The 18,240-nt window shown below is 70.8% G+C and carries 19 protein-coding genes and 1 tRNA gene; 10 read left to right on the forward strand and 10 right to left on the reverse strand.

Going from position 1 to position 18,240, the window contains the following annotated elements:
* Nucleotides 1-8 precede the first annotated feature (8 nt).
* Nucleotides 9-860: a class I SAM-dependent methyltransferase gene (locus tag ACPYN4_RS11350; protein WP_239280928.1), complete on the reverse strand. Its 852-nt coding sequence runs from the start codon at nt 858-860 to the stop codon at nt 9-11.
* 41 nt (nt 861-901) lie between these two features.
* On the opposite strand from ACPYN4_RS11350, the gene ACPYN4_RS11355 reads away from it, so the two are divergent.
* A complete protein-coding gene (locus tag ACPYN4_RS11355) occupies nt 902-1,651 on the forward strand; it encodes a phosphoglyceromutase (protein WP_239280926.1) in 750 nt (249 codons plus the stop codon).
* 84 nt (nt 1,652-1,735) lie between these two features.
* On the opposite strand, the gene phoU is transcribed toward ACPYN4_RS11355, so the two are convergent.
* Nucleotides 1,736-2,467: a phosphate signaling complex protein PhoU gene (phoU, locus tag ACPYN4_RS11360; RefSeq protein WP_424446399.1), complete on the reverse strand. Its 732-nt coding sequence runs from the start codon at nt 2,465-2,467 to the stop codon at nt 1,736-1,738.
* Nucleotides 2,468-2,633: 166 nt separating this feature from the next.
* Here phoU and ACPYN4_RS11365 point away from each other — a divergent pair, with 166 nt between their 5' ends.
* Nucleotides 2,634-3,833: a sensor histidine kinase gene (locus ACPYN4_RS11365; protein WP_424446400.1), complete on the forward strand. Its 1,200-nt coding sequence runs from the start codon at nt 2,634-2,636 to the stop codon at nt 3,831-3,833.
* Entirely contained in the window at nt 3,830-4,513 is a 684-nt protein-coding gene (locus ACPYN4_RS11370) for a response regulator (protein ID WP_424446401.1), read from the forward strand. The genes ACPYN4_RS11365 and ACPYN4_RS11370 overlap by 4 nt, the downstream gene beginning before the upstream one ends.
* A 17-nt stretch (nt 4,514-4,530) precedes the next feature.
* Here the strand turns inward: ACPYN4_RS11370 and ACPYN4_RS11375 are convergent, their stop codons facing one another.
* Nucleotides 4,531-4,998 (reverse strand): DNA modification methylase, encoded by a 468-nt coding sequence (locus ACPYN4_RS11375; protein ID WP_424446402.1) that lies wholly within the window; start codon nt 4,996-4,998, stop codon nt 4,531-4,533.
* Between the two features lie 161 nt (nt 4,999-5,159).
* Between ACPYN4_RS11375 and ACPYN4_RS11380 the strand changes: the two genes are divergently transcribed.
* Both ACPYN4_RS11380 and ispD read left to right on the forward strand, forming a co-directional pair.
* Nucleotides 5,160-5,642: a CarD family transcriptional regulator gene (locus ACPYN4_RS11380; protein ID WP_076690104.1), complete on the forward strand. Its 483-nt coding sequence runs from the start codon at nt 5,160-5,162 to the stop codon at nt 5,640-5,642.
* Between the two features lie 30 nt (nt 5,643-5,672).
* Entirely contained in the window at nt 5,673-6,875 is a 1,203-nt protein-coding gene (gene ispD, locus ACPYN4_RS11385; protein ID WP_424446403.1) for a 2-C-methyl-D-erythritol 4-phosphate cytidylyltransferase, read from the forward strand.
* 24 nt (nt 6,876-6,899) lie between these two features.
* Here ispD and ACPYN4_RS11390 read toward each other — a convergent pair whose 3' ends face one another.
* Nucleotides 6,900-7,364, reverse strand: a complete 465-nt coding sequence (locus ACPYN4_RS11390) for a GNAT family N-acetyltransferase (RefSeq protein ID WP_424446404.1) — start codon at nt 7,362-7,364, stop codon at nt 6,900-6,902.
* An 18-nt stretch (nt 7,365-7,382) separates the two neighbouring features.
* Entirely contained in the window at nt 7,383-8,306 is a 924-nt protein-coding gene (locus ACPYN4_RS11395; RefSeq protein ID WP_281652991.1) for a DMT family transporter, read from the reverse strand.
* Between the two features lie 54 nt (nt 8,307-8,360).
* Here ACPYN4_RS11395 and cysS point away from each other — a divergent pair, with 54 nt between their 5' ends.
* Genes cysS through ACPYN4_RS11410 form a run of 3 tightly spaced genes read left to right on the forward strand, consistent with a single transcriptional unit; the run spans nt 8,361 to nt 11,446 of the window.
* Nucleotides 8,361-9,764, forward strand: coding sequence for a cysteine--tRNA ligase (cysS, locus tag ACPYN4_RS11400; RefSeq protein ID WP_424446405.1), 1,404 nt, complete (start codon nt 8,361-8,363; stop codon nt 9,762-9,764).
* Nucleotides 9,757-10,749, forward strand: coding sequence for a 23S rRNA (guanosine(2251)-2'-O)-methyltransferase RlmB (gene rlmB / locus ACPYN4_RS11405; protein ID WP_076690109.1), 993 nt, complete (start codon nt 9,757-9,759; stop codon nt 10,747-10,749). The genes cysS and rlmB overlap by 8 nt, the downstream gene beginning before the upstream one ends.
* Before the next feature lie 58 nt (nt 10,750-10,807).
* Nucleotides 10,808-11,446 carry an NAD(P)-dependent oxidoreductase gene (locus ACPYN4_RS11410; RefSeq protein WP_424446406.1) on the forward strand — a complete coding sequence of 213 codons (639 nt, stop codon included), beginning with the start codon at nt 10,808-10,810 and terminating at the stop codon, nt 11,444-11,446.
* Here ACPYN4_RS11410 and ACPYN4_RS11415 read toward each other — a convergent pair.
* Both ACPYN4_RS11415 and ACPYN4_RS11420 read right to left on the reverse strand, forming a co-directional pair.
* On the reverse strand, nt 11,443-12,753 hold the full coding sequence (locus tag ACPYN4_RS11415; RefSeq protein WP_424446407.1) for a DUF4032 domain-containing protein: 1,311 nt from the start codon (nt 12,751-12,753) through the stop codon (nt 11,443-11,445). The two genes, ACPYN4_RS11410 and ACPYN4_RS11415, sit on opposite strands and share 4 nt — an antisense overlap.
* A gap of 88 nt (nt 12,754-12,841) precedes the next feature.
* Nucleotides 12,842-13,942: an ABC transporter ATP-binding protein gene (locus ACPYN4_RS11420; RefSeq protein ID WP_424446408.1), complete on the reverse strand. Its 1,101-nt coding sequence runs from the start codon at nt 13,940-13,942 to the stop codon at nt 12,842-12,844.
* 247 nt (nt 13,943-14,189) lie between these two features.
* On the opposite strand from ACPYN4_RS11420, the gene ACPYN4_RS11425 reads away from it, so the two are divergent.
* Both ACPYN4_RS11425 and ACPYN4_RS11430 read left to right on the forward strand, forming a co-directional pair.
* Nucleotides 14,190-15,146, forward strand: a complete 957-nt coding sequence (locus ACPYN4_RS11425; protein WP_424446409.1) for a DsbA family protein — start codon at nt 14,190-14,192, stop codon at nt 15,144-15,146.
* 45 nt (nt 15,147-15,191) lie between these two features.
* Nucleotides 15,192-15,264, forward strand: a tRNA-Thr gene (locus ACPYN4_RS11430).
* Between the two features lie 99 nt (nt 15,265-15,363).
* Here the strand turns inward: ACPYN4_RS11430 and ACPYN4_RS11435 are convergent.
* The 3 genes from ACPYN4_RS11435 to ACPYN4_RS11445 are packed head-to-tail and all read right to left on the reverse strand — an operon-like array spanning nt 15,364 to nt 18,233.
* The gene (locus ACPYN4_RS11435) at nt 15,364-16,527 is read right to left on the reverse strand and encodes a tyrosine-type recombinase/integrase (protein ID WP_424446410.1); all 1,164 of its coding nucleotides are present in this window, start codon (nt 16,525-16,527) and stop codon (nt 15,364-15,366) included.
* Entirely contained in the window at nt 16,527-17,831 is a 1,305-nt protein-coding gene (locus ACPYN4_RS11440) for a hypothetical protein (RefSeq protein ID WP_424446411.1), read from the reverse strand. The genes ACPYN4_RS11435 and ACPYN4_RS11440 overlap by 1 nt, the downstream gene beginning before the upstream one ends.
* 21 nt (nt 17,832-17,852) lie before the next feature.
* Nucleotides 17,853-18,233, reverse strand: coding sequence for an ImmA/IrrE family metallo-endopeptidase (locus ACPYN4_RS11445; protein ID WP_424446412.1), 381 nt, complete (start codon nt 18,231-18,233; stop codon nt 17,853-17,855).
* Between the last annotated feature and the right edge of the window lie 7 nt (nt 18,234-18,240).

Below are 18,240 nucleotides of genomic sequence, written 5' to 3' on the forward strand. Positions count from 1 at the left end.
GGCGCGCGTCAGCGCGGCGCGACGAGCGACCAGGGCACGGTCACTTCCCCCAGCCGCCACCGGGACCGCGCCTGCACTGGCCATCCGGCGGCGGCCAGCGCAGCCAGGGCCGTGCGCCAGCGCTGCACCGGACCGAACGGGGCGGTGCCCACGGCGCGCGTCCACTCGGCATCCAGCGCCGCGAGGAAGGCGTGCACGGGCTCGCCGGGGACGTTGCGGTGGATGAGGATCTTCGGCAGCCGCTCGGCGGCGACGGCGGGGGAGTCCAACGCGGTGAGCCGCAGGGACACCGTGAGGGTGCGCGGCACCGCGTCGGCGCCGACCTCGACCCACGTGCAGATGCGGCCGAGCTCGTCGCACGTGCCCTCGACGAGCATTCCGCCCGGCTGCAGACGCGCGCACATCTGCGCCCACGCCGCCGCGACATCAGACTCGTCGTACTGGCGCAGCACGTTGAACGCGCGGATGACGGCGGGGCGACGGCCGCCGTCGGCGGGCACCTCGAAGCCGCCCCGGGCAAAGGTCACGTGCGCGTCGGGAGCGAACGGCGTGCGTCCGGCGCGCACCTGCGCCAACTGCTCCTGCGCGCGCGTCACCCGTGCCGGGTCGATCTCCAGCCCCCGCACCTCGACGTCGGGCCGCGCGGCGCGCAGTCGAGCCTCCAGCTCGAACGCCGTGACGCCGCTCGCGCCGTAGCCGAGGTCCACGACGAACGGGTCTGTCGTGCGTCGCAGCACCGGATGGCGCGCGATCCAGCGGTCGACGCGGCGCAGCCGGTTGGTGTTCGTCGTGCCGCGGGTGATGTGGCCCGAGGCGTGGCGTGCCGTCCCGCCGCGAACGGGGGCTTTCTCCGGCGGCATGACCCCATGATGCCAGCGTCCGCGTCGGTAGGATGACGATCATGACTGCGCCCTACACGCTGATCCTGCTCCGCCACGGGCAGAGCGAATGGAACAAGACCAACCAGTTCACCGGATGGGTGGACGTCCGTCTCACCGAGCAGGGCCGGGAGGAGGCGGCACGCGGCGGCGAGCTGCTGAAGGAGTCCGGCATCCTGCCCGACGTCCTGCACACGTCGCTGCTGTCCCGCGCGATCCAGACCGCGAACATCGCGCTGGACACCGCCGACCGCCTGTGGATCCCGGTCAAGCGCTCGTGGCGTCTCAACGAGCGCCACTACGGCGCGCTGCAGGGCAAGGACAAGGCCCAGACCCTCGAGGAGTTCGGCAACGAGCAGTTCATGCTGTGGCGCCGGTCGTTCGACGTGCCGCCGCCCGAGCTGGCCGATGACGCCGAGTACAGCCAGGCGCACGACCCGCGCTACGCGCACATCGACGGCGAGGTGCCCCGCACCGAGTCGCTGAAGATCGTCATCGACCGCCTGCTGCCGTACTGGGAGAGCGAGATCATCCCCGACCTGAAGGAGGGGAAGACCGTCCTGGTCACCGCGCACGGCAACTCGCTGCGCGGGCTCGTCAAGCACCTCGACGGCATCAGCGACGCCGACATCGCGGAGCTGAACATCCCCACCGGCATCCCGCTGGTCTACAAGCTCGGCGAGGACTTCCTCCCGCTCGGACCGGGGGAGTACCTCGACCCCGAGGCCGCCGCCGCGGGAGCTGCGGCCGTCGCGAGCCAGGGCAAGCGCTGACACGGCGGCACGCGCTGACACGACGCTGACGACGACGAAGGGGGATGCCGGCCGGCATCCCCCTTCGTCGTCGTGTGCGGCTGCTCAGCCGGCGTTTCCGGAGATGTCGGCCTCAGCGGCGGCGACATCGGCGGCCACCTCGGCGGCGGCGATGATCGCGATCGAGTCGGTGTCGGGGGTCCAGTCGCCGGTCGCGAGGTAGGCGACCTTCTTCGCGACCGACAGCGCGTGGTCGGCGAAGCGCTCCAGGTAGCGGCTGGCGAGCGTCGCGTCGACGGTGGCGCCGGCCTCGCCCTGCCAGTTGTCGCTCAGGACCTTCTCGAACACCGACAGGTGACGGTCGTCGAGCTGGTCGTCGAGCGCGCGCAGGGTCTCCACGAGGGAGAGGTCCTCGGTGCGCAGCAGCTCGGTCAGCACGCGGGCCACCTCGACGTCGAGCTCGCCCATGCGGGTGAAGGTGCTCTTCAGGCCCTTGGGGATCGCGCGCTCCGGGAAGCGCATGCGCGTCAGCTGCGCGATGTGCTCGGCGATGTCGCCCATGCGCTCCAGCGACGCGCTGACGCGCAGGGCCGCGACCACGATGCGCAGGTCGCGGGCCACCGGCTGCTGCCGGGCGAGGATCTGGATCGCCAGCTCGTCGAGAGCGATCGCCTTGTCGTCGATCACCCGGTCGGCTTCGATGACCTCTTCGGCCAGCGCGACATCGCTCGTGCCGAAGGCGCGCGTGGCCTGCTCGATCGCGACGGTGACCAGTTCGGCGATCTCCACGAGACGGGACTGGACGTCCTCGAGCGACTGGTGGAACACTTCGCGCATCAGAAGCCTTTCTTCCTGCCGGCGGCACGATGCCACCGGCTGACCCGGCCGATCATCCCCGGCGAAGGTTAACGATCGGTGCCGCGACAGTGAACATCGGCGACGTTCCCCACGGCCGGGGAAGGAACGTCGCATCCGGGGTCGAAGCCCACCCTACGCTGGAAGGGTGGACCCCACCCAGCTCGCGCTCATCGCGCTCGCGATCGGCGTGCTGATCGGCGGATCGCTCGCCGGGCTCGTGCTCGTCGCGCTGGGCGCGCGCGACCGCGCGCGGGTGCAGGCCTCGGTGGCGCTGCCCGACGGCACGCGCGCCGTGCTGCAGGGGATGGACGACGTCGCCGTCGTCGTGGACACGTCGCTGCTGATCGTCGCGGCATCCGCCCCCGCGGAGCTGTTCGGCATGCAGGAGCACGTCGCACTGCCGGGCGACGAGCTGCGGGCGCTCGTGCGCACGGTGCGGCGCGCCGAGGCCGCCGAGACGGCGACCCTGCGGCTGCACCGGGGAGTGGAGCCGCGCCTGGTGTCGGCGCGCGCGAGCGTCATCACGCCGCGGCTGACCCTCGTCGTCATCCGCGATATCACCGAGCGCGAGCGCGTCGAGGAGATGCGCCGCGACTTCGTCGCGAACACCAGCCACGAGCTCAAGACCCCGGTCGGTGCGGTGAGCCTGCTCGCCGAGGCGATCGAATCGGCCGCCGACGACCCCGACCAGGTGCGTCACTTCGCGAGCCGGCTGACGGCCGAGGCGGCGCGGCTCGGCCAGCTGACCTCCCGGATCATGAACCTGTCGCGGCTGCAGTCGGCCGACGATCTGACCGAGCTGCGCGACGTCTCCATCGACGAGGTGGTCGCCGCGGCGATCGAGTCGCAGTCGATCGCGGCGGATTCCGCCGGCATCACCGTGGTGCGCGGCGGCGCGCGCCACGCCTACGTCCGCGGCGACGTGCAGGTGCTGACCGAGGCGATCGGCAACCTCGTCGCCAACGCCATCGCGTACTCGCCCGCCGGCGCACAGGTGGGCGTCGGCGTGAAGAGCGACGACCGCGTCGTCGAGATCGCCGTGACCGATCGCGGCATCGGCATTCCGGAGGGCGAGCAGCATCGCGTGTTCGAGCGCTTCTATCGCGCCGATCAGGCGCGTTCGCGCCGCACCGGCGGCACCGGGCTGGGACTGTCGATCGTCAAGCACGCCGTGCAGCGCCACGGCGGTGAGGTGGAGCTGTGGTCGCGCCCCGGGAGGGGATCGACCTTCACCGTGCGCCTGCCCGCCGTGGCCGGGCCGCCGGAGCTCGTGACCAAGAAGAAGAAGCGCAAGAAGAAGCCCCCGCGCGAGTCTGCGCGGCCCGAAGGAGAGAAGAACCCATGACCCGCGTCCTGATCGTCGAGGATGAGCCTGATCTCGCCGACCCGCTGGCCTACCTGCTGCGTCGCGAGGGTTTCGAGGTCGAGATCGCCGAGGACGGCCCCGCCGCCCTCACCGCCTTCGAGGCGCGGGGCGCCGACATCGTCCTGCTCGACCTCATGCTGCCGGGGATGCCGGGAACCGAGGTGTGCCGAGTCATCCGCACGACCTCGAAGGTGCCGATCATCATGCTGACGGCGAAGGACTCCGAGGTCGACATCGTCGTCGGGCTCGAGCTCGGCGCGGACGACTACGTCACCAAGCCCTACTCCTCGCGGGAGCTGCTGGCGCGGATGCGGGCGGTGCTGCGCCGCAGCGAGGTCGGCGATGTCGAGGTCGACGACCGCGTCGTCGACGGCGGCCGCGTCGTGATCGACATCGACCGCCACACGGTGATGGTGGACGGCGAGGTCATCGCGATGCCGCTGAAGGAGTTCGAGCTGCTCGAGGTGCTGATGCGCAACGCCGGGCGGGTGCTGACCCGCGGCCAGCTCATCGACCGGGTGTGGGGGAGCGACTACTTCGGCGACACCAAGACTCTCGACGTGCACATTAAGCGCATCCGCTCGCGCATCGAGCGCAACCCCAGCGAGCCGGTGATGCTCCTGACGGTACGGGGGCTCGGCTACCGGTTCGAGGCCTGAAGGGCGCGGCGGCCGCCTCAGCCGGCGGGGACGAAGTCCGCGAGGTAGTCCAGGGTGCCGTCGAGAGCGGGGATGCGGGAGCTGACGACCTCGCCGGTACCGGACTGGAAGGTCATCTCTACGTCGGTGCCGGGCACCGCGTCGATCTTCTCGAACAGCAGCGGGTCCGCCCCGTCGAAGCCGAGGCTGACCGTCGAGTGCGCGTCCACCCGCACGCGCTGCATGTCGCCGTCGATGCCGACCAGCAGCGTCTCGGCGCTGTCGGTGTCGTTCACGATGGCGGCGAGGAAGTTCGCCTCGGTGCCGCTCTCGTTCGCCACCAGCAGGGCGTTGCGCACCTTCAGCGGCTCGGTGCCCATGAGGTTCACGCCCTCCGCGGGGGAGTAGCCGATCGTGGTCGCCTGCGGCGAGATCATGCTGCAGCCGGCGGTGGCGAAGACCACAGCGGCGGCGAGGGCGACGGAGGCGAGGCGGCGCGAGTTCACGGGTGCTCCCAGGGTGTGATGGTGTGCCGCCATTCTATGCCGCCGCACACCCGCCCACCCGCCCGTTCAGCCGTCGGTGCCGGCGGCTCCAGCTCCCAGCCGGCGAACCTTAGCGTATGTCGCCTGTGGTATGCTTGACGTTGCCGAAAGGACATAATTGCATGCTTTTTGAGGTTGGCGAGACGGTCGTCTATCCGCACCACGGCGCCGCGACGATCATCGAGGTCAAAGACCGGATCATCAAGGGCGAGACCAAGAAATACCTGAAGCTCAACGTCACGCAGGGCGATCTCATCATCGAGGTCCCGGCCGACAACGTCGATCTGGTCGGCGTTCGTGACGTGATCGGCAAGGACGGTCTCGAGCGCGTCTTCGACGTGCTGCGCGCGCCGTTCACCGAGGAGCCCACGAACTGGTCGCGCCGCTACAAGGCGAACCTGGAGAAGCTCGCGTCGGGCGACGTCATCAAGGTCAGCGAGGTCGTGCGCGACCTGTGGCGCCGCGATCAGGACCGCGGCCTGTCCGCCGGTGAGAAGCGCATGCTCGCCAAGGCCCGCCAGATCCTCGTCTCCGAGATCGCGCTCGCGCTGAAGGCCGACGAGGAGCACGCCTCCGGCGTCCTCGACGAGGTCCTCGCCTCCTGAGCCCCCGGGCCGCTCGGTAGTCTTCGTCGCATGACGACTACTGCCCTCCCACGACCGCGCACGGCGATCGTCGTGGTCGCCGCCGGCTCGGGAACCCGGCTCGGCGCCGATCGCCCGAAGGCCTTCGTCGGCATCGACGAGCACACCGTGCTGCGGCATGCGCTGCGCGGGGTGTTCGCGGCGCCGTACGCGCAGGTGGTCGTCGTGGCGCCCGCCGCGCACGTCGGCGATGCCCTCACCGAGATCGGCGAGACCGCCGGGGACCGGCGCGACGTCGCGTCGGTCGTGGTCGGCGGCCGGAGTCGGCAGCAGTCGGTGGCGGCGGGACTTTCCGCGGTGTGGCCCGATGTGGAGTTCGTCCTCGTCCACGATGCGGCGCGGGCGCTCACCCCGCCGGAGGTCTTCTCCCGCGTGATCGCCGCGCTGGAGGACGGTCGCGACGCGGTGCTGCCCGTGCTCCCCGTCGTCGACACGCTCAAGCGCGTCGCGGCGGATGCCGTGGTGGAGGCCGTCGACCGCGCGTCGCTCGCCGCCGCGCAGACGCCGCAGGGCTTCCGCCGTGACATCCTCCAGGCCGCGTATGCCGCGGCATCCGCCGACCACACCGACGACGCCGCCCTCATGCAGGCCGCCGGCCACGCGGTGTGGACGGTCGCCGGCGACGAGCGCTCCTTCAAGATCACGACGGCGGCCGACCTCGACCGGGCGCGCGCGCTGGTGGACCCCATCGAGCCCGTGACCGCCGGGCTCGCGCCGCTGCCGCCGCTGCCGCGGGTGGGGGTGGGCACCGACGTGCACGCCTTCGGCGGTGACGGCGGACTGTGGCTCGCCGGTCTGTCGTGGCCGGGGGAGCCGGCGCTGCACGGCCACTCGGACGGCGACGCCGTCGCCCACGCGATCGTGGACGCCGTACTCGCCGCGGCCGGTCTCGGCGACATCGGCACCCACTTCGGCACCGACCACCCGGAGTATGCGGGGGCGCACGCCGACGCGTTCCTGAGCCGGACGGCGGCGCTCGTCGCGGCGGCCGGGTACCGGATCGGCAACGTGTCGGTGCAGGTGCAGGCGAACCGGCCCCGGTTCGCGGCGCGGCGCGCCGAGGCCGAGGCGGTGCTGTCGGCATCCCTCGGCGCACCGGTCGCGGTCTCGGCGACGACGACGGACGGACTCGGCTTCACTGGCGCCGGCGAGGGGGTCGCTGCGTTCGCGGTCGCCCTGGTCGTCCCGCGCTGAGCCGCGCCGCCGTCGCCCGGACGGTCAGAGCGCGCGCGTCATGAAGGTCGAGAACGGATCGAGCGTGTAGCCCTCGAACGGCCCGCACGTGACGAAACCCTCCGATGCGTAGAGGTGACGCGCCGCCGCGAACTCCGGCGTCGTTCCGGTCTCGAGCCACAGGCTCGTCATGCCCTCTGCCGCCGCGTGGGTCATGATGTGGCGCAGGATGCCGCGGCCCACCCCGCGACCGAGAAACCGCTCGGCGGTGCGCATCGACTTCAGCTCGCCGCGCTGCGCGTCGAGGCGCTGGAGCGCGCCGATGCCGGCGATCTCCTCTCCCGACCACGCCGACCAGAAGGTGACCGCGGGGCTTCGCAGGGCGTCGATATCGAGGGCGTGCACGCTCTCGGCGGGTGAGGCGGCGTGCATGCCCGCGAGGTGCGCGGCGATGAGCCGGCGCGGCGGCTCGGTCTCGAGGTCGTCGATGCGGATGAGGAAGCCGGTCATCGTCCCAGTGTGGGCCCGTCAGGCTTCGACGGCGAACGGACCGGGGTCGCGCGGCGCGCGGGAGCCGAGCGCGAGCAGCGCGAGCCCGGCGGCGAGGACGACGAGCCCGGCGACGGCGAGCGGCGAGAGGCGTTCGCCGAGCACCACGACCCCGAGGATGCTGGCCGTCAGCGGTTCGGCGAGGGTGAGGGTGGCCGCCGTCGCCGCCGTGAGGCCGCTGAGACCCCACGTGAACAGGACGTAGGCGACGCCGATCGTGGCGAGCCCGAGCCACAGCGCCATCGCGATTCCCCGCGGCTCGGCGAGCCACCCGACGTCGACGAACGGCAGCGCGCAGGCGAAGATCGCCGCCGCGCAGGCGCCCATGGCTCCGACGACCGTGAACGGGTCCCACCCGGCGTCGAGTAGGCGCCGCTGCGCGTTGGCGATGACGGCGAAGGTGGCGCCGGCGCCGACCGAACCGACAAGCCCCATCGGATCGGTGCCGCCGCCGGTGCCCGCCTCGCCGCCCGCGCCCAGGAGCACGACCCCCACCGTCGCGAGCCCGGTCGCGAGCATCCAGGTGGCGGTCGGGCGCCGGCGGGTGAGCGCCCACTCCAGCATCCCGGCGAGGATCGGCGCCGAGCCGAGCGCGACGACGGTGCCCACGGCGACGCCGTTGCGCGCCGTGCCGAGGAAGAACAGCGGCTGATACGCGGCGAGGCTCGCACCGGTGAGCACCATGAGGGCGAGCGGCCGGATGCCGAGGCGTGGTGAGTGCGGCTGGCTACGCCGGTGACGGGCGGCGAGGGTGAAGGCGATCGCCGCGAGCACCGTGCCGCCGATCACCATCCGCATGACGCCGACCGACAGCGGGGTCGTGCCCTCCGGCCCGAGTGCCTGCGATGTGCCGGTCGTGCCGAACAGCAGGGCGGCGGCGAGCACGGCGAGGACGGACAGCACGTTACAGTTCTACCGCCTACGGTCCGCGATACCGCGCGCCGGTAGGCTGGTGCGGTGACGGTCCGGCTCTACGACACCCAGGCTCAGGCGTTGCGCGACTTCACGCCGCGTGAGGCCGGCCATGTCACCATGTACGTCTGCGGTCCGACGGTGCAGTCCGGCCCCGGCATCCATCATCTGCGCGCCGCGCTCGCGTTCGATCTGCTGCGCCGCTGGCTGACGCGTCGTTTCGGCCGCGTCACGCTCATCCGCAACGTCACCGACATCGACGACAAGGTGCTGCTGAACGCGACCGCCGGTGAGCCGTGGTGGGCGCTGGCCTACCGCATGGAGCAGGAGTTCAGCCGGGCGTATGCCGCGATCGGCATCCTGCCGCCGACGTACGAGCCGCGGGCGACGGCGTCGATCCCTCAGATGCAGGACCTCATCGAGCGCCTCATCCAGGCCGGGCATGCCTACGCCGCCGCCGGCGACGTCTACTTCGACGTCCGGTCCTGGCCCGCCTACGGCTCCCTGACCCACCAGGCGATCGACGATCTCGCCTCGGCCGACGACGCCGACGGCCGTGGCAAGCGCGACCCGCGGGACTTCGCGCTGTGGAAGGGTGCGAAGGAGGACGAGCCGGCGGATGCCGTGTGGTCCTCGCCGTGGGGACCCGGTCGCCCCGGGTGGCACATCGAGTGCTCCGCGATGAGCCGGCGCTACCTCGGGCCGGAGTTCGACATCCACGGCGGCGGCATCGACCTGCGGTTCCCGCACCACGAGAACGAGCTCGCCCAGTCCACCGCGGCGGGCGACGCGTTCGCCCGGTACTGGGTGCACAACGGCCTCGTCACCGTCGGCGACCAGAAGATGTCGAAGTCTCTCGGCAACCACCTGCTCGCCGCCGATGTGCTGGCCGAGCGCGACCCGCTGACGGTCCGCTACGCCCTCGGTGCTGCGCACTACCGGTCGACGCTCGATCTCACCCCGGCATCCTTCGACGAGGCCGACGCGGCGCTCGGCCGCATCCGCACCTTCCAGCAGCGCGCGGCGCGGGTGCTCGGCACCCGGGGCCCGCTCGTGGCCGCCGACCTCCCCGACGCGTTCGCGGCGGCGCTCGACGACGACCTCGGCGTGCCGCAGGCGCTCGCCGTCGTCCACGAGACCGTGCGCGCCGGCAACGCCGCGCTTGACGCGGGCGACAAAGATGCCGCCGCGCGCGCCCTCGTCGAGGTCGGGCGCATGACCGGCATCCTCGGGCTGAACCCCGCCGACCCGCAGTGGCGCGGCGCCGGCGACGATGCGCAGGCCGCAGCGCTCGACGCGCTCGTGCAGGCCATGATCGCCCAGCGCGCCGAGGCGCGCGCGAACAAGGACTGGGCGGCAGCCGACCGCATCCGCGACGCGATCGCGGCGGCCGGCGTCGTCCTCGAAGACGGTCCCGAGGGGACCCATTGGAGTGTGAACGATGGCTAAACCGGGCAATCCGTCCGCCGGCAAGGGCAAGAAGAAGGGCCCGCTCAAGGGCACCGGCGGCCACGGGCGCAAGGCGCTGGAAGGCAAGGGCCCGACCCCGAAGGCCGAGGACCGCAGCTGGCACGTCGCGGGCAAGCGCAAGGCCGCCGCCGAGCGGTACGTCGCGGCCGGCGGCAAGGGCCGTCCCGGCCAGAAACCGGGCCCGTCGCGCGCGCCCAAGGCGAAAGCCGGCGACGACACCGAGAACGTCACCGGGCGCAACTCGGTGCTCGAGGCGCTGCGCGCCAAGATCCCCGCCACCGCGTTCTACATCGCGCAGCGCGTGGAGATGGACGATCGCGTCAAGGAGATGCTCTCGATCGCGACGCACCGCGGCATCCCCGTCATGGAGGTGACCCGTCCGGAGCTCGACCGTATGGCCGGCTTCGACGGCGTGCACCAGGGGGTGGCGCTCAAGGTGCCGCCGTACAGCTACGCCCACCCGCAGGACCTCCTGGAGGAGATCACCGCGAAGGGACGGCTCCCGCTGCTGGTGGCCCTCGACGGCGTCACCGACCCGCGCAATCTCGGCGCGATCATCCGCTCCACGGCGGCGTTCGGCGGCCAGGGCATTATCATCCCGCAGCGCCGCTCCGCGGGCGTGAACTCCGCGGCGTGGAAGACGAGCGCGGGCGCGGCCGCCCGCATCCCGGTGGCGATGGCGGCGAACCTGACGACGACGCTCAAGGAGTTCAAGAAGCAGGGCGTGTTCGTGCTCGGCCTCGACGGCGGCGGTGACGTGTCGCTTCCGCAGCTGGAACTCGCCGACCGCCCCGTCGTCATCGTCGTCGGCTCGGAGGGCAAGGGCCTGTCGCGCCTGGTCACCGAGACGTGCGATCAGATCGTCTCGATCCCGATCTCGGCGGCGACCGAATCGCTGAACGCCGGCATCGCGGCATCCGTCGCCCTGTATCAGGTCGCGACGATCCGCGCCGCATCCGAGTAAGGGAATAGCGCCGGCATCGGCGACGCTGGATCGAGCGACACCTACGGAAGGAATCCCCATGGCCCTCATCGCCGTCCTGGGCGGAACCGGTTACGCCGGCCGTCACATCGTCTCCGAAGCCGTTGCGCGCGGGCACAACGTGCTCGCCGTCTCGCGCTCGGTCGCCGCCGATCGCGTCGAGGGCGCCACCTATGTGGAGGGCACGCTGCTGGATGTGCCGGGCCTCGCGGCTCAGCTGGAGGGCGTCGACGTCGTGGTCAGCGCCATCTCGCCGCGCGGCGAGATGGCCGGTCAGGTGCGCCCGAACCTGGAGGCGCTGAACGCGGTGCTTCCCGAGAGCGTGCGGCTGGGCGTCATCGGCGGCGCCGGCGGCAGCCTCGTCGCGCCGGGCGGACCGCGTGTGATCGACGCCGGGTTCCCGGAGGAGTTCAAGGCCGAGGCGCTGGAGATGATCGGCGTGCTCGACGACCTGCAGGCCGAGGACCAGGGTCGTGACTGGTTCTTCATCCACCCCGCCGGCGGTTTCGGCGCGTTCGCCCCGGGCGAGCGCACCGGCACGTATCGCGACGGCGGCGACGTCATCGTGACGGATGCCGACGGTGAGTCGTTCATCTCGGGAGCCGACTTCGCGATCGCCGTGCTCGACGAGATCGAGAACCCGCGCCACGTGCGCGAGCGCTTCACCGTCGGCTACTAGACGAGGTCCCGCCAGTCCACGGCATCCTCGTCGTCGTCGTCGAGGGTGCCGATGGGGGCGGTGATGACGGGCAGCGCCGTCGTCTCGGTGGGGGGACCCATCACGGTCGCCTCATCGCGGCGGTGGCGCAGCACGTCGTCGATGTAGGAGGAGAGCACCTCGGCGATCGGAACCGACGTGCCGCGGGCCTGCGACATGTACCAGCGGTGCTCGAGTACCTGGTGGAAGACCTCCGCCGGTTCGAGCTTGGCGCGCAGGTCCCAGGGGATCGCCTTGATGACGGGCTCGAACACGCGCGTGAGCCACTCGTGGGCGACCATCTCCTCGTCGGACCCCAGGCGCGAGACGCGGGCCCGGAACTCGTCCATGTCGTTCAGGAGGCGCCGGGCCTGGTTCTCCTCGACGTCGAGCCCGGTCAGGCGCAGCAGCCGCCGCTGGTGGTGACCGGCGTCCACGACCTTCGGCTGGATGGACACGCGCGTGCCGTCCGGCGTCGTGTGGATCGTCATCTCCCCGATGTCGAAGCCGAGTTCGTTCAGCCGCTGCACGCGCTCGGTGATGTGCCAGCCCTCGCCGGCGGCGAAGGTCTCCTGGTCGGTGAGGGCCGCCCACAGCGACCGGTACGAGGTCATGATGCCGTCGGCGATCGCGACGGCATCCACTCCGCCCTCCAGGCGCCCGCCGGCTTCGAGGTCCATGATCTCGCCGGCGATGTTCGTGCGCGCCACGTCGAGGTCGTGCTCCCGCTGCCCGCGGGTGAGGCCGCCTTCGTGCAGCTCACCCGTCTCGGCGTCGACGAGGTAGGCGGCGAACGCGCCGGCATCGCGCCGGAACAGGGTGTTCGACAGCGACACGTCGCCCCAGAAGAAGCCCACGGTGTGCAGACGCACGAGCAGCACCGCGAGGGCGTCGACGAGGCGGCCGGCGGTGTCGGGGCGGAGCACCTGGGTGAACAGGGCGCGGTAGGGGAGGGAGAACTTCAGGTGCGCGGTCACGAGCGCCGCGGGGAGCGCTTCGCCCTTGGGGGTGCGCCGGCCGTCGATGACGGCGACGCGGTCGACGCAGGGGACGTCCAGCCGTGCCAGCGACCCGAGCATCTCGTACTCGCGGCGGGCCATCTCGCCGGTGGTCTCCTTCACCGCCACGACGCGGCCCGACAGGTTCGCGAACCGCACGAGGTGGCGCGAGAGCCCCTTCGGCAGTGACACGATGTAATCGCTGCTCCACTCGTCGAGCGGAGTCGCCCAGGGTAAGGCCAGCAAGCCCGCGTCGATGCTGCTGGCGGTGATGCTGAGCGAGTCGGCCACGTGCGGCTCCCGATGTCGTGCGGGTCGGATATGACGCGACGCGGGGGCCCCGGATATCGGGAGCCACCCGCGTCGTGTCGGTGTCGGATCAGGCCGAGGCGATCGCCTTCTTGGTGAGGCGCTCGCCCGACTCGATGTCGAACGCGTGCACGTGGTGCGGCACGGGGGCCAGGACCACGGTCTCGCCGGCGTTCGGGTGGCTGCGGCCATCGACGCGCGCGACGATGTCGGTGCGCTTGCCGTTGATCTCGGTGTGGCCGTAGAGGTAGCCGTCCGCGCCGAGCTCCTCGACGAGGTCGACCGTGACCGTGAGGCCCTGGCCGTCGGCGGGGTTGACGACGATGTCCTCGGGACGCACACCGGCGGTGACCTGCGTGGCGCTCGTGGGCTTGTCGATGTCGGCGTCGACGACGGCGGTGCCGAACTGGATGCCGCCGGCGCTGGCCAGGTCGACCGGGAACAGGTTCATCGCGGGCGAGCCGATGAAGCCGGCGACGAACACGTTGCTCGGCTTCTCGTACAGGTCGCGCGGGGTGCCGACCTGCTGGAGCAGGCCGTCCTTGAGCACGGCGATGCGGTCACCCATGGTGAGGGCCTCGGTCTGGTCGTGCGTGACGTAGACCGTGGTGACGCCGAGGCGGCGCTGCAGCGACGCGATCTGCGTGCGGGTCTGCACGCGGAGCTTGGCGTCGAGGTTCGACAGCGGCTCGTCCATGAGGAACACCTGGGGCTGACGCACGATGGCGCGACCCATGGCGACGCGCTGACGCTGACCACCCGAGAGGGCCTTCGGCTTGCGGGTCAGGTACTCCTCGAGGTCGAGGAGCTTGGCGGCCTCGAGCACGCGCTGGGCGCGCTCTTCCTTGCCGACGCCGGCGATCTTCAGGGCGAAGCCCATGTTCTCGGCGACCGTCATGTGCGGGTACAGCGCGTAGTTCTGGAAGACCATCGCGATGTCGCGGTCCTTCGGCGGGATGTCGGTGACATCGCGGTCGCCGATGAGGATGCGGCCCGAGTTGACCTCTTCGAGGCCGGCCAGCATGCGCAGCGAGGTGGACTTACCGCAACCGGACGGTCCGACGAGAACCAGGAACTCGCCGTCGGCGACCTCGAGGTTCAGCTTGTCGACCGCGGGGCGGGTGCCGCCGGGGTAGAGGCGGGTGGCGTTGTCGAACGTGACAGATGCCATGTTTTCTTCTCCTTCACCGGCAGGTACGTGCCGGACGATCCGTAGTGAATGGAATGAGCGGGGGCTGACCCGCACGCCCGACGTTGGGCGTGGGACCAGTATCGCACGCTCTGTCAAAGCGAGCCGCCCGGAGTGTCTGGGCATTTCCCAGGGTGCCTGGATAGCATCGAACCCGTTGCTGTCACCCGTCCGGCGACGTTCTGCGGCGCCACGCGACGCACCACTGTTCTGCACTCCAGAAGGTTCCATGTCCCACGACGACACTCCGAATGATGAGACCGCTCCCGGCCGCCGTGACGCGGTGCGTGAGAAGGCGCAGCTCGTCCACGCGCAGCAGTCGCGTGCCCGGATGCTGCGACGCTCGGCGCTGGTCGCCGGCGTCGTCGCCGCGGTGGCGGTCGTCGCTGTCGTGGTGAGTTGGGCCGTGGGATCGGCCGCCAGTCGCCCGCAGCTGGCTCCCGTGGACGCGCAGAACGACGGTTTCGTCGTGACCTCGGTGACCGCCGGCTCGCCGCCGATCGATTCGCCGGATGCGGCGACCCCGGTTCCGACCGAGACGCCCCTGGGTGAGGAGAGCGCCGCGCCGACGCCCACCGCCACGGCATCCGGCGTCGTCGACATCCACGTGTACGTCGACTACCTCTCGCCGGGCGCGCGGGAGTGGCAGCTGGCCAACTCGCAGCAGCTGACCCACTGGGTCGCCGACGGTGCCGTGACCCTGACCTACCACCCGGTGTCGATGCTGGCGGCCAAGTCGAACGGCACGAAGTACTCGCTGCGGGCCGCGAGCGCGGCGGCGTGCGTCGCCTCGTACGCGCCGGAGTCGTTCTTCACGTTCAACGACGACCTGCTCCAGCGGCAGCCGGCGGTGGACTCCGACGGCTGGTCCGACAAGGAGCTCGCCGACATCGCGCAGGCCAATGGATCGGACGACCCGAAGACGCTCCGCGAGTGCATCGAGACCGAGGCGTACGCGTCGTGGGTCAAGGCCGCCACCGAGCGCGCGATCAGCGGCATCCCCGGTGCCGATGGACTCTCGCTGACGGGCACCCCGATGGTCGTCGTCAACGGGCAGCAGTATGTCGGCGAGATGACCGACCCGGCGGAGTTCTCGCAGTTCGTGCTGACGAGCGCGAGCGGCGCCTACCAGAAGGCGAAGTCGGCGACGCCCACGCCGACGCCGACGCCGACCGTCGCGCCGTAGGCGCCGTCGTCCGCGCCGGGCGCCCGGCTAGACTGGACGCCGCCCGCCGGCTTGGCGCAATTGGTAGCGCACCTGTCTTGTAAACAGGGGGTTGCAGGTTCAAGTCCTGTAGCCGGCACCGTAAACACCTGGTCAGATAAAGAAAATCGCCCCGCCTCTCATCTGGGAGACGGGGCGATCCGCTATTTACTCGTGGTTTTGCCGCGAAGAATTCGGACTACGTGAGCAGTTGGGCGAGGATCGCGCCGGCGGCCGGGCCGCGGTGCACCTCGTCGGCATAGTGCTGCCGCGTGGTCTTCTCGGACTCGTGGCCCAGCTGGTCTTTGGCTGCCTCGATGCCGAGTTCGTCGCGGAGAACAGTCGCGACCGTCTTGCGGAAGCTCTTGGGCGTGGTGCCCTTCCACGCGGTCTCGCTGAGCGCATCCCGCCAGGTGGTGCGGTAGTTGTTCGGGTGCCGGAAGGTGCCGACGCTCGAGCTGAAGACGAAGTCGGAGAACGCCGCGACTCTCCGGCGGATGAGCATGTCGATCAGCGGCGCGGGGAGCTCGAGTTCGCGGTAGCCGGCGTCGGTCTTGGTCCACTGCTGGACGAAGAACTTCCCGTCGCGGTCTTGCGCGATGGTGCGGGTGACGGTGACGAGGCCCGCCGTCTGGTCGATCTGGTCCCATTGCAGGGCGAGGAGCTCGCCGGTGCGGATGCCGGTGCCGATGATCATGTCGGTGGTATCGAGGAGGTCACTGGCGCGCGGTCGACGGCGGCGCCGGTCGCCGTCGGGTCGGGGTTCGGTGCCGGCGTCCCACTGTTCGAAGCGGGCGCGGATGCCGCGGACAGCTGCAGCGTTCGGGGCGGCCTTGCGGGCGGTGCGCTTGGGGGCTTCGGGTTTGGGGATGTCGGCCATCGGGTTCGTGCGCACCGCGCCGTGGCGGGCGGCGAGGCTGAACATGCCGCGGAGGACGACGTGTGCGGTGGTGGCGGTCCCGTGTCCGGAAGTTCGGCTGACGGTCGTGAGGAATCGATCGAGCTTGGGGGTGGTCGCTTCTTGCAGGGCGATCGCGCCGAGACCCGGGATGACGTGCTTGCGGATCGCGCTGCGGTAGATGCGGATCGAGCCCTCGGCGAGCTTCGTCTTTGTGTCTAGCCACCTGTCGGCGAGCTGCTCGATCGTGGTGTCCGGCGTGAGGTCTTCGCTTGCCGGGGCGAGGCGCTTCTTGAGTGCCCGGATGAGGTTGCGTTCAGCGTCGGCACCCGTCTTGCCCTGACGTTGCATGGGGCGGGTGACGCCGTCGGAGTCGCGGTAGTAGGCCACGGCAGTGTGCTGCCCGTTGACGGTGGTGCGCCGGATCCGGCCCCACGTTTCGAGTTCGAGCTTCGGGCGACCCATCAGTCGTCCCACATCGGCGCGGGCCGCTGCCCATCGACGATCTCGGCGACATCCTCGGCGGTCTCCCCATCGACAGCGGCCGCCGTGACTGTCCGAGGGTACAGCGCCGGGATCGTCACCGGCTCCCCGAACCAATCCGCCGGCAACTCGTGCGCCTTCGTCGCCTGCAACACCGCCTGCGCCGCAACCGCGCTGCCCTTCACCCGCACCCACACCGCCGTCTGACGACCCTGATCAGCGAGATGCCTCACCGTCGGTAAGAAGTGCGCACTCGACGCCGGCGTCATCTGACCGATGCGCTCGCCGTCGAGGCGCACCTCGGCCACTTCTTTCGTCGCGCCCTTCGCGGCGGGGAGGGTCAGCGTGTGGAGGGTGCCGATTGCGATGCCGTCGCCGGATGGGGTGATGAAGTCGCTCAGCGCGTCGAGGTGGTGCTCCTCGCCGGTCACCTGCAGTCCGCCTCCCCAGGGGATGAGTGAGTAGGGCGCGGCGGGCGGGTTGTTTATCGGGGCGAGTCGGTCGGGCTGGCCGATCGCGAGCGTGACGCGTGCGTTGAGCCGGTCGCCGGTGCCTTCCCAGTTCCTACGTTTCGCGGCCCACAGCCGCGCCTTCACGAGAGGCGTGACGCCCGCCCGGGTGAGCCGCGCGAGTGGCTCGTGATACTCGGCGGCGTTGTCCCGCCCGAGGTAGCCAACGTGCCAGCCTTTGATGATGACCATGACCGCGTTCCGGTCGTAGGGGTTGGTGGGTTCGGGACGAAGCTCGGCATCGAGCTCGATGAGCTCGACCTCTTGGTTCACCTGAAGGCGACGGCCGACGACCTTCTCGATGGCATCAGTGCGAGCAAACTCGCCTTCGACCTCCATCCACGTGTAACCGTCGGAGCCGAGCAGGTAGAACGGGGTTCCAGATGCGGCAGCGAGTGGTACGTGCGGTTTCGCGTCAAGCGCCTCACGGGCGCGCCGGCGTGTGGCGGGGGCCCCGGTGGCAACGGCCTCATCCTGCGCGCGGTGCCAGGTGACGTCGGCGTGGCGTCGTGCGTCGGAGGAAGGCGCTGGGGCAACAGGTGGAGTTGCCGCGGGAGGTGCCACAGGGTTCCCAGCGGTGGTCTGCTGTCCTTTGAGTGCAGCAGACCACACGAGTGCGGCGATGGTGATGACGGGGATGCCGAGAAGGCCCCACGCGAACCACCTCGCGCCAGCATCGACGCCCGCACTCACCGAGATGATGATGCCGATGAGGATCGCGAGGCCATGCCAGGCCAGCATGAGCTTGATCGGTGTCGAAGGCTTCGTCCAGTTCATCGGGTGCGCTCCGAGGTCGGGTTAGGCGGCGAGGAGGATCTCGCCGCGGTGGATGGCCTTCCGGTAGGCCTCGATGATCCGGACTGTCACGCCGAGTTCTCGGGCGATGAAGGCGGGGTTGTCGCTGATCGCTTCGGCGGCCGCGTAGGCCTTGTCGTTGACGAGGAGGCGTGCCGCGGTGCGCCATGCCCGCCACTCGATCGCAGGATGCCGGGATCGGTCGCGGTAGAACGCGTGGGCATATTCGTGAGCGAGGGTTTCCAGCTCGAGCGCGCCGTGCAGACTCGCACGAATGAGGATGCGACGCTCGTCGTCGAGGTAGCATCCGAGCCGCTGCGACGGCAGGTCTTCGGTGTAGATCAGCTCGACTCCCAGCTCGCTGATCAGGTCCCAGATAGTCATCACCCTC

The sequence above is a fragment of the Microbacterium sp. CH-015 genome (genome assembly GCF_049707015.1).
Lineage (GTDB): Bacteria > Actinomycetota > Actinomycetes > Actinomycetales > Microbacteriaceae > Microbacterium > Microbacterium aurum.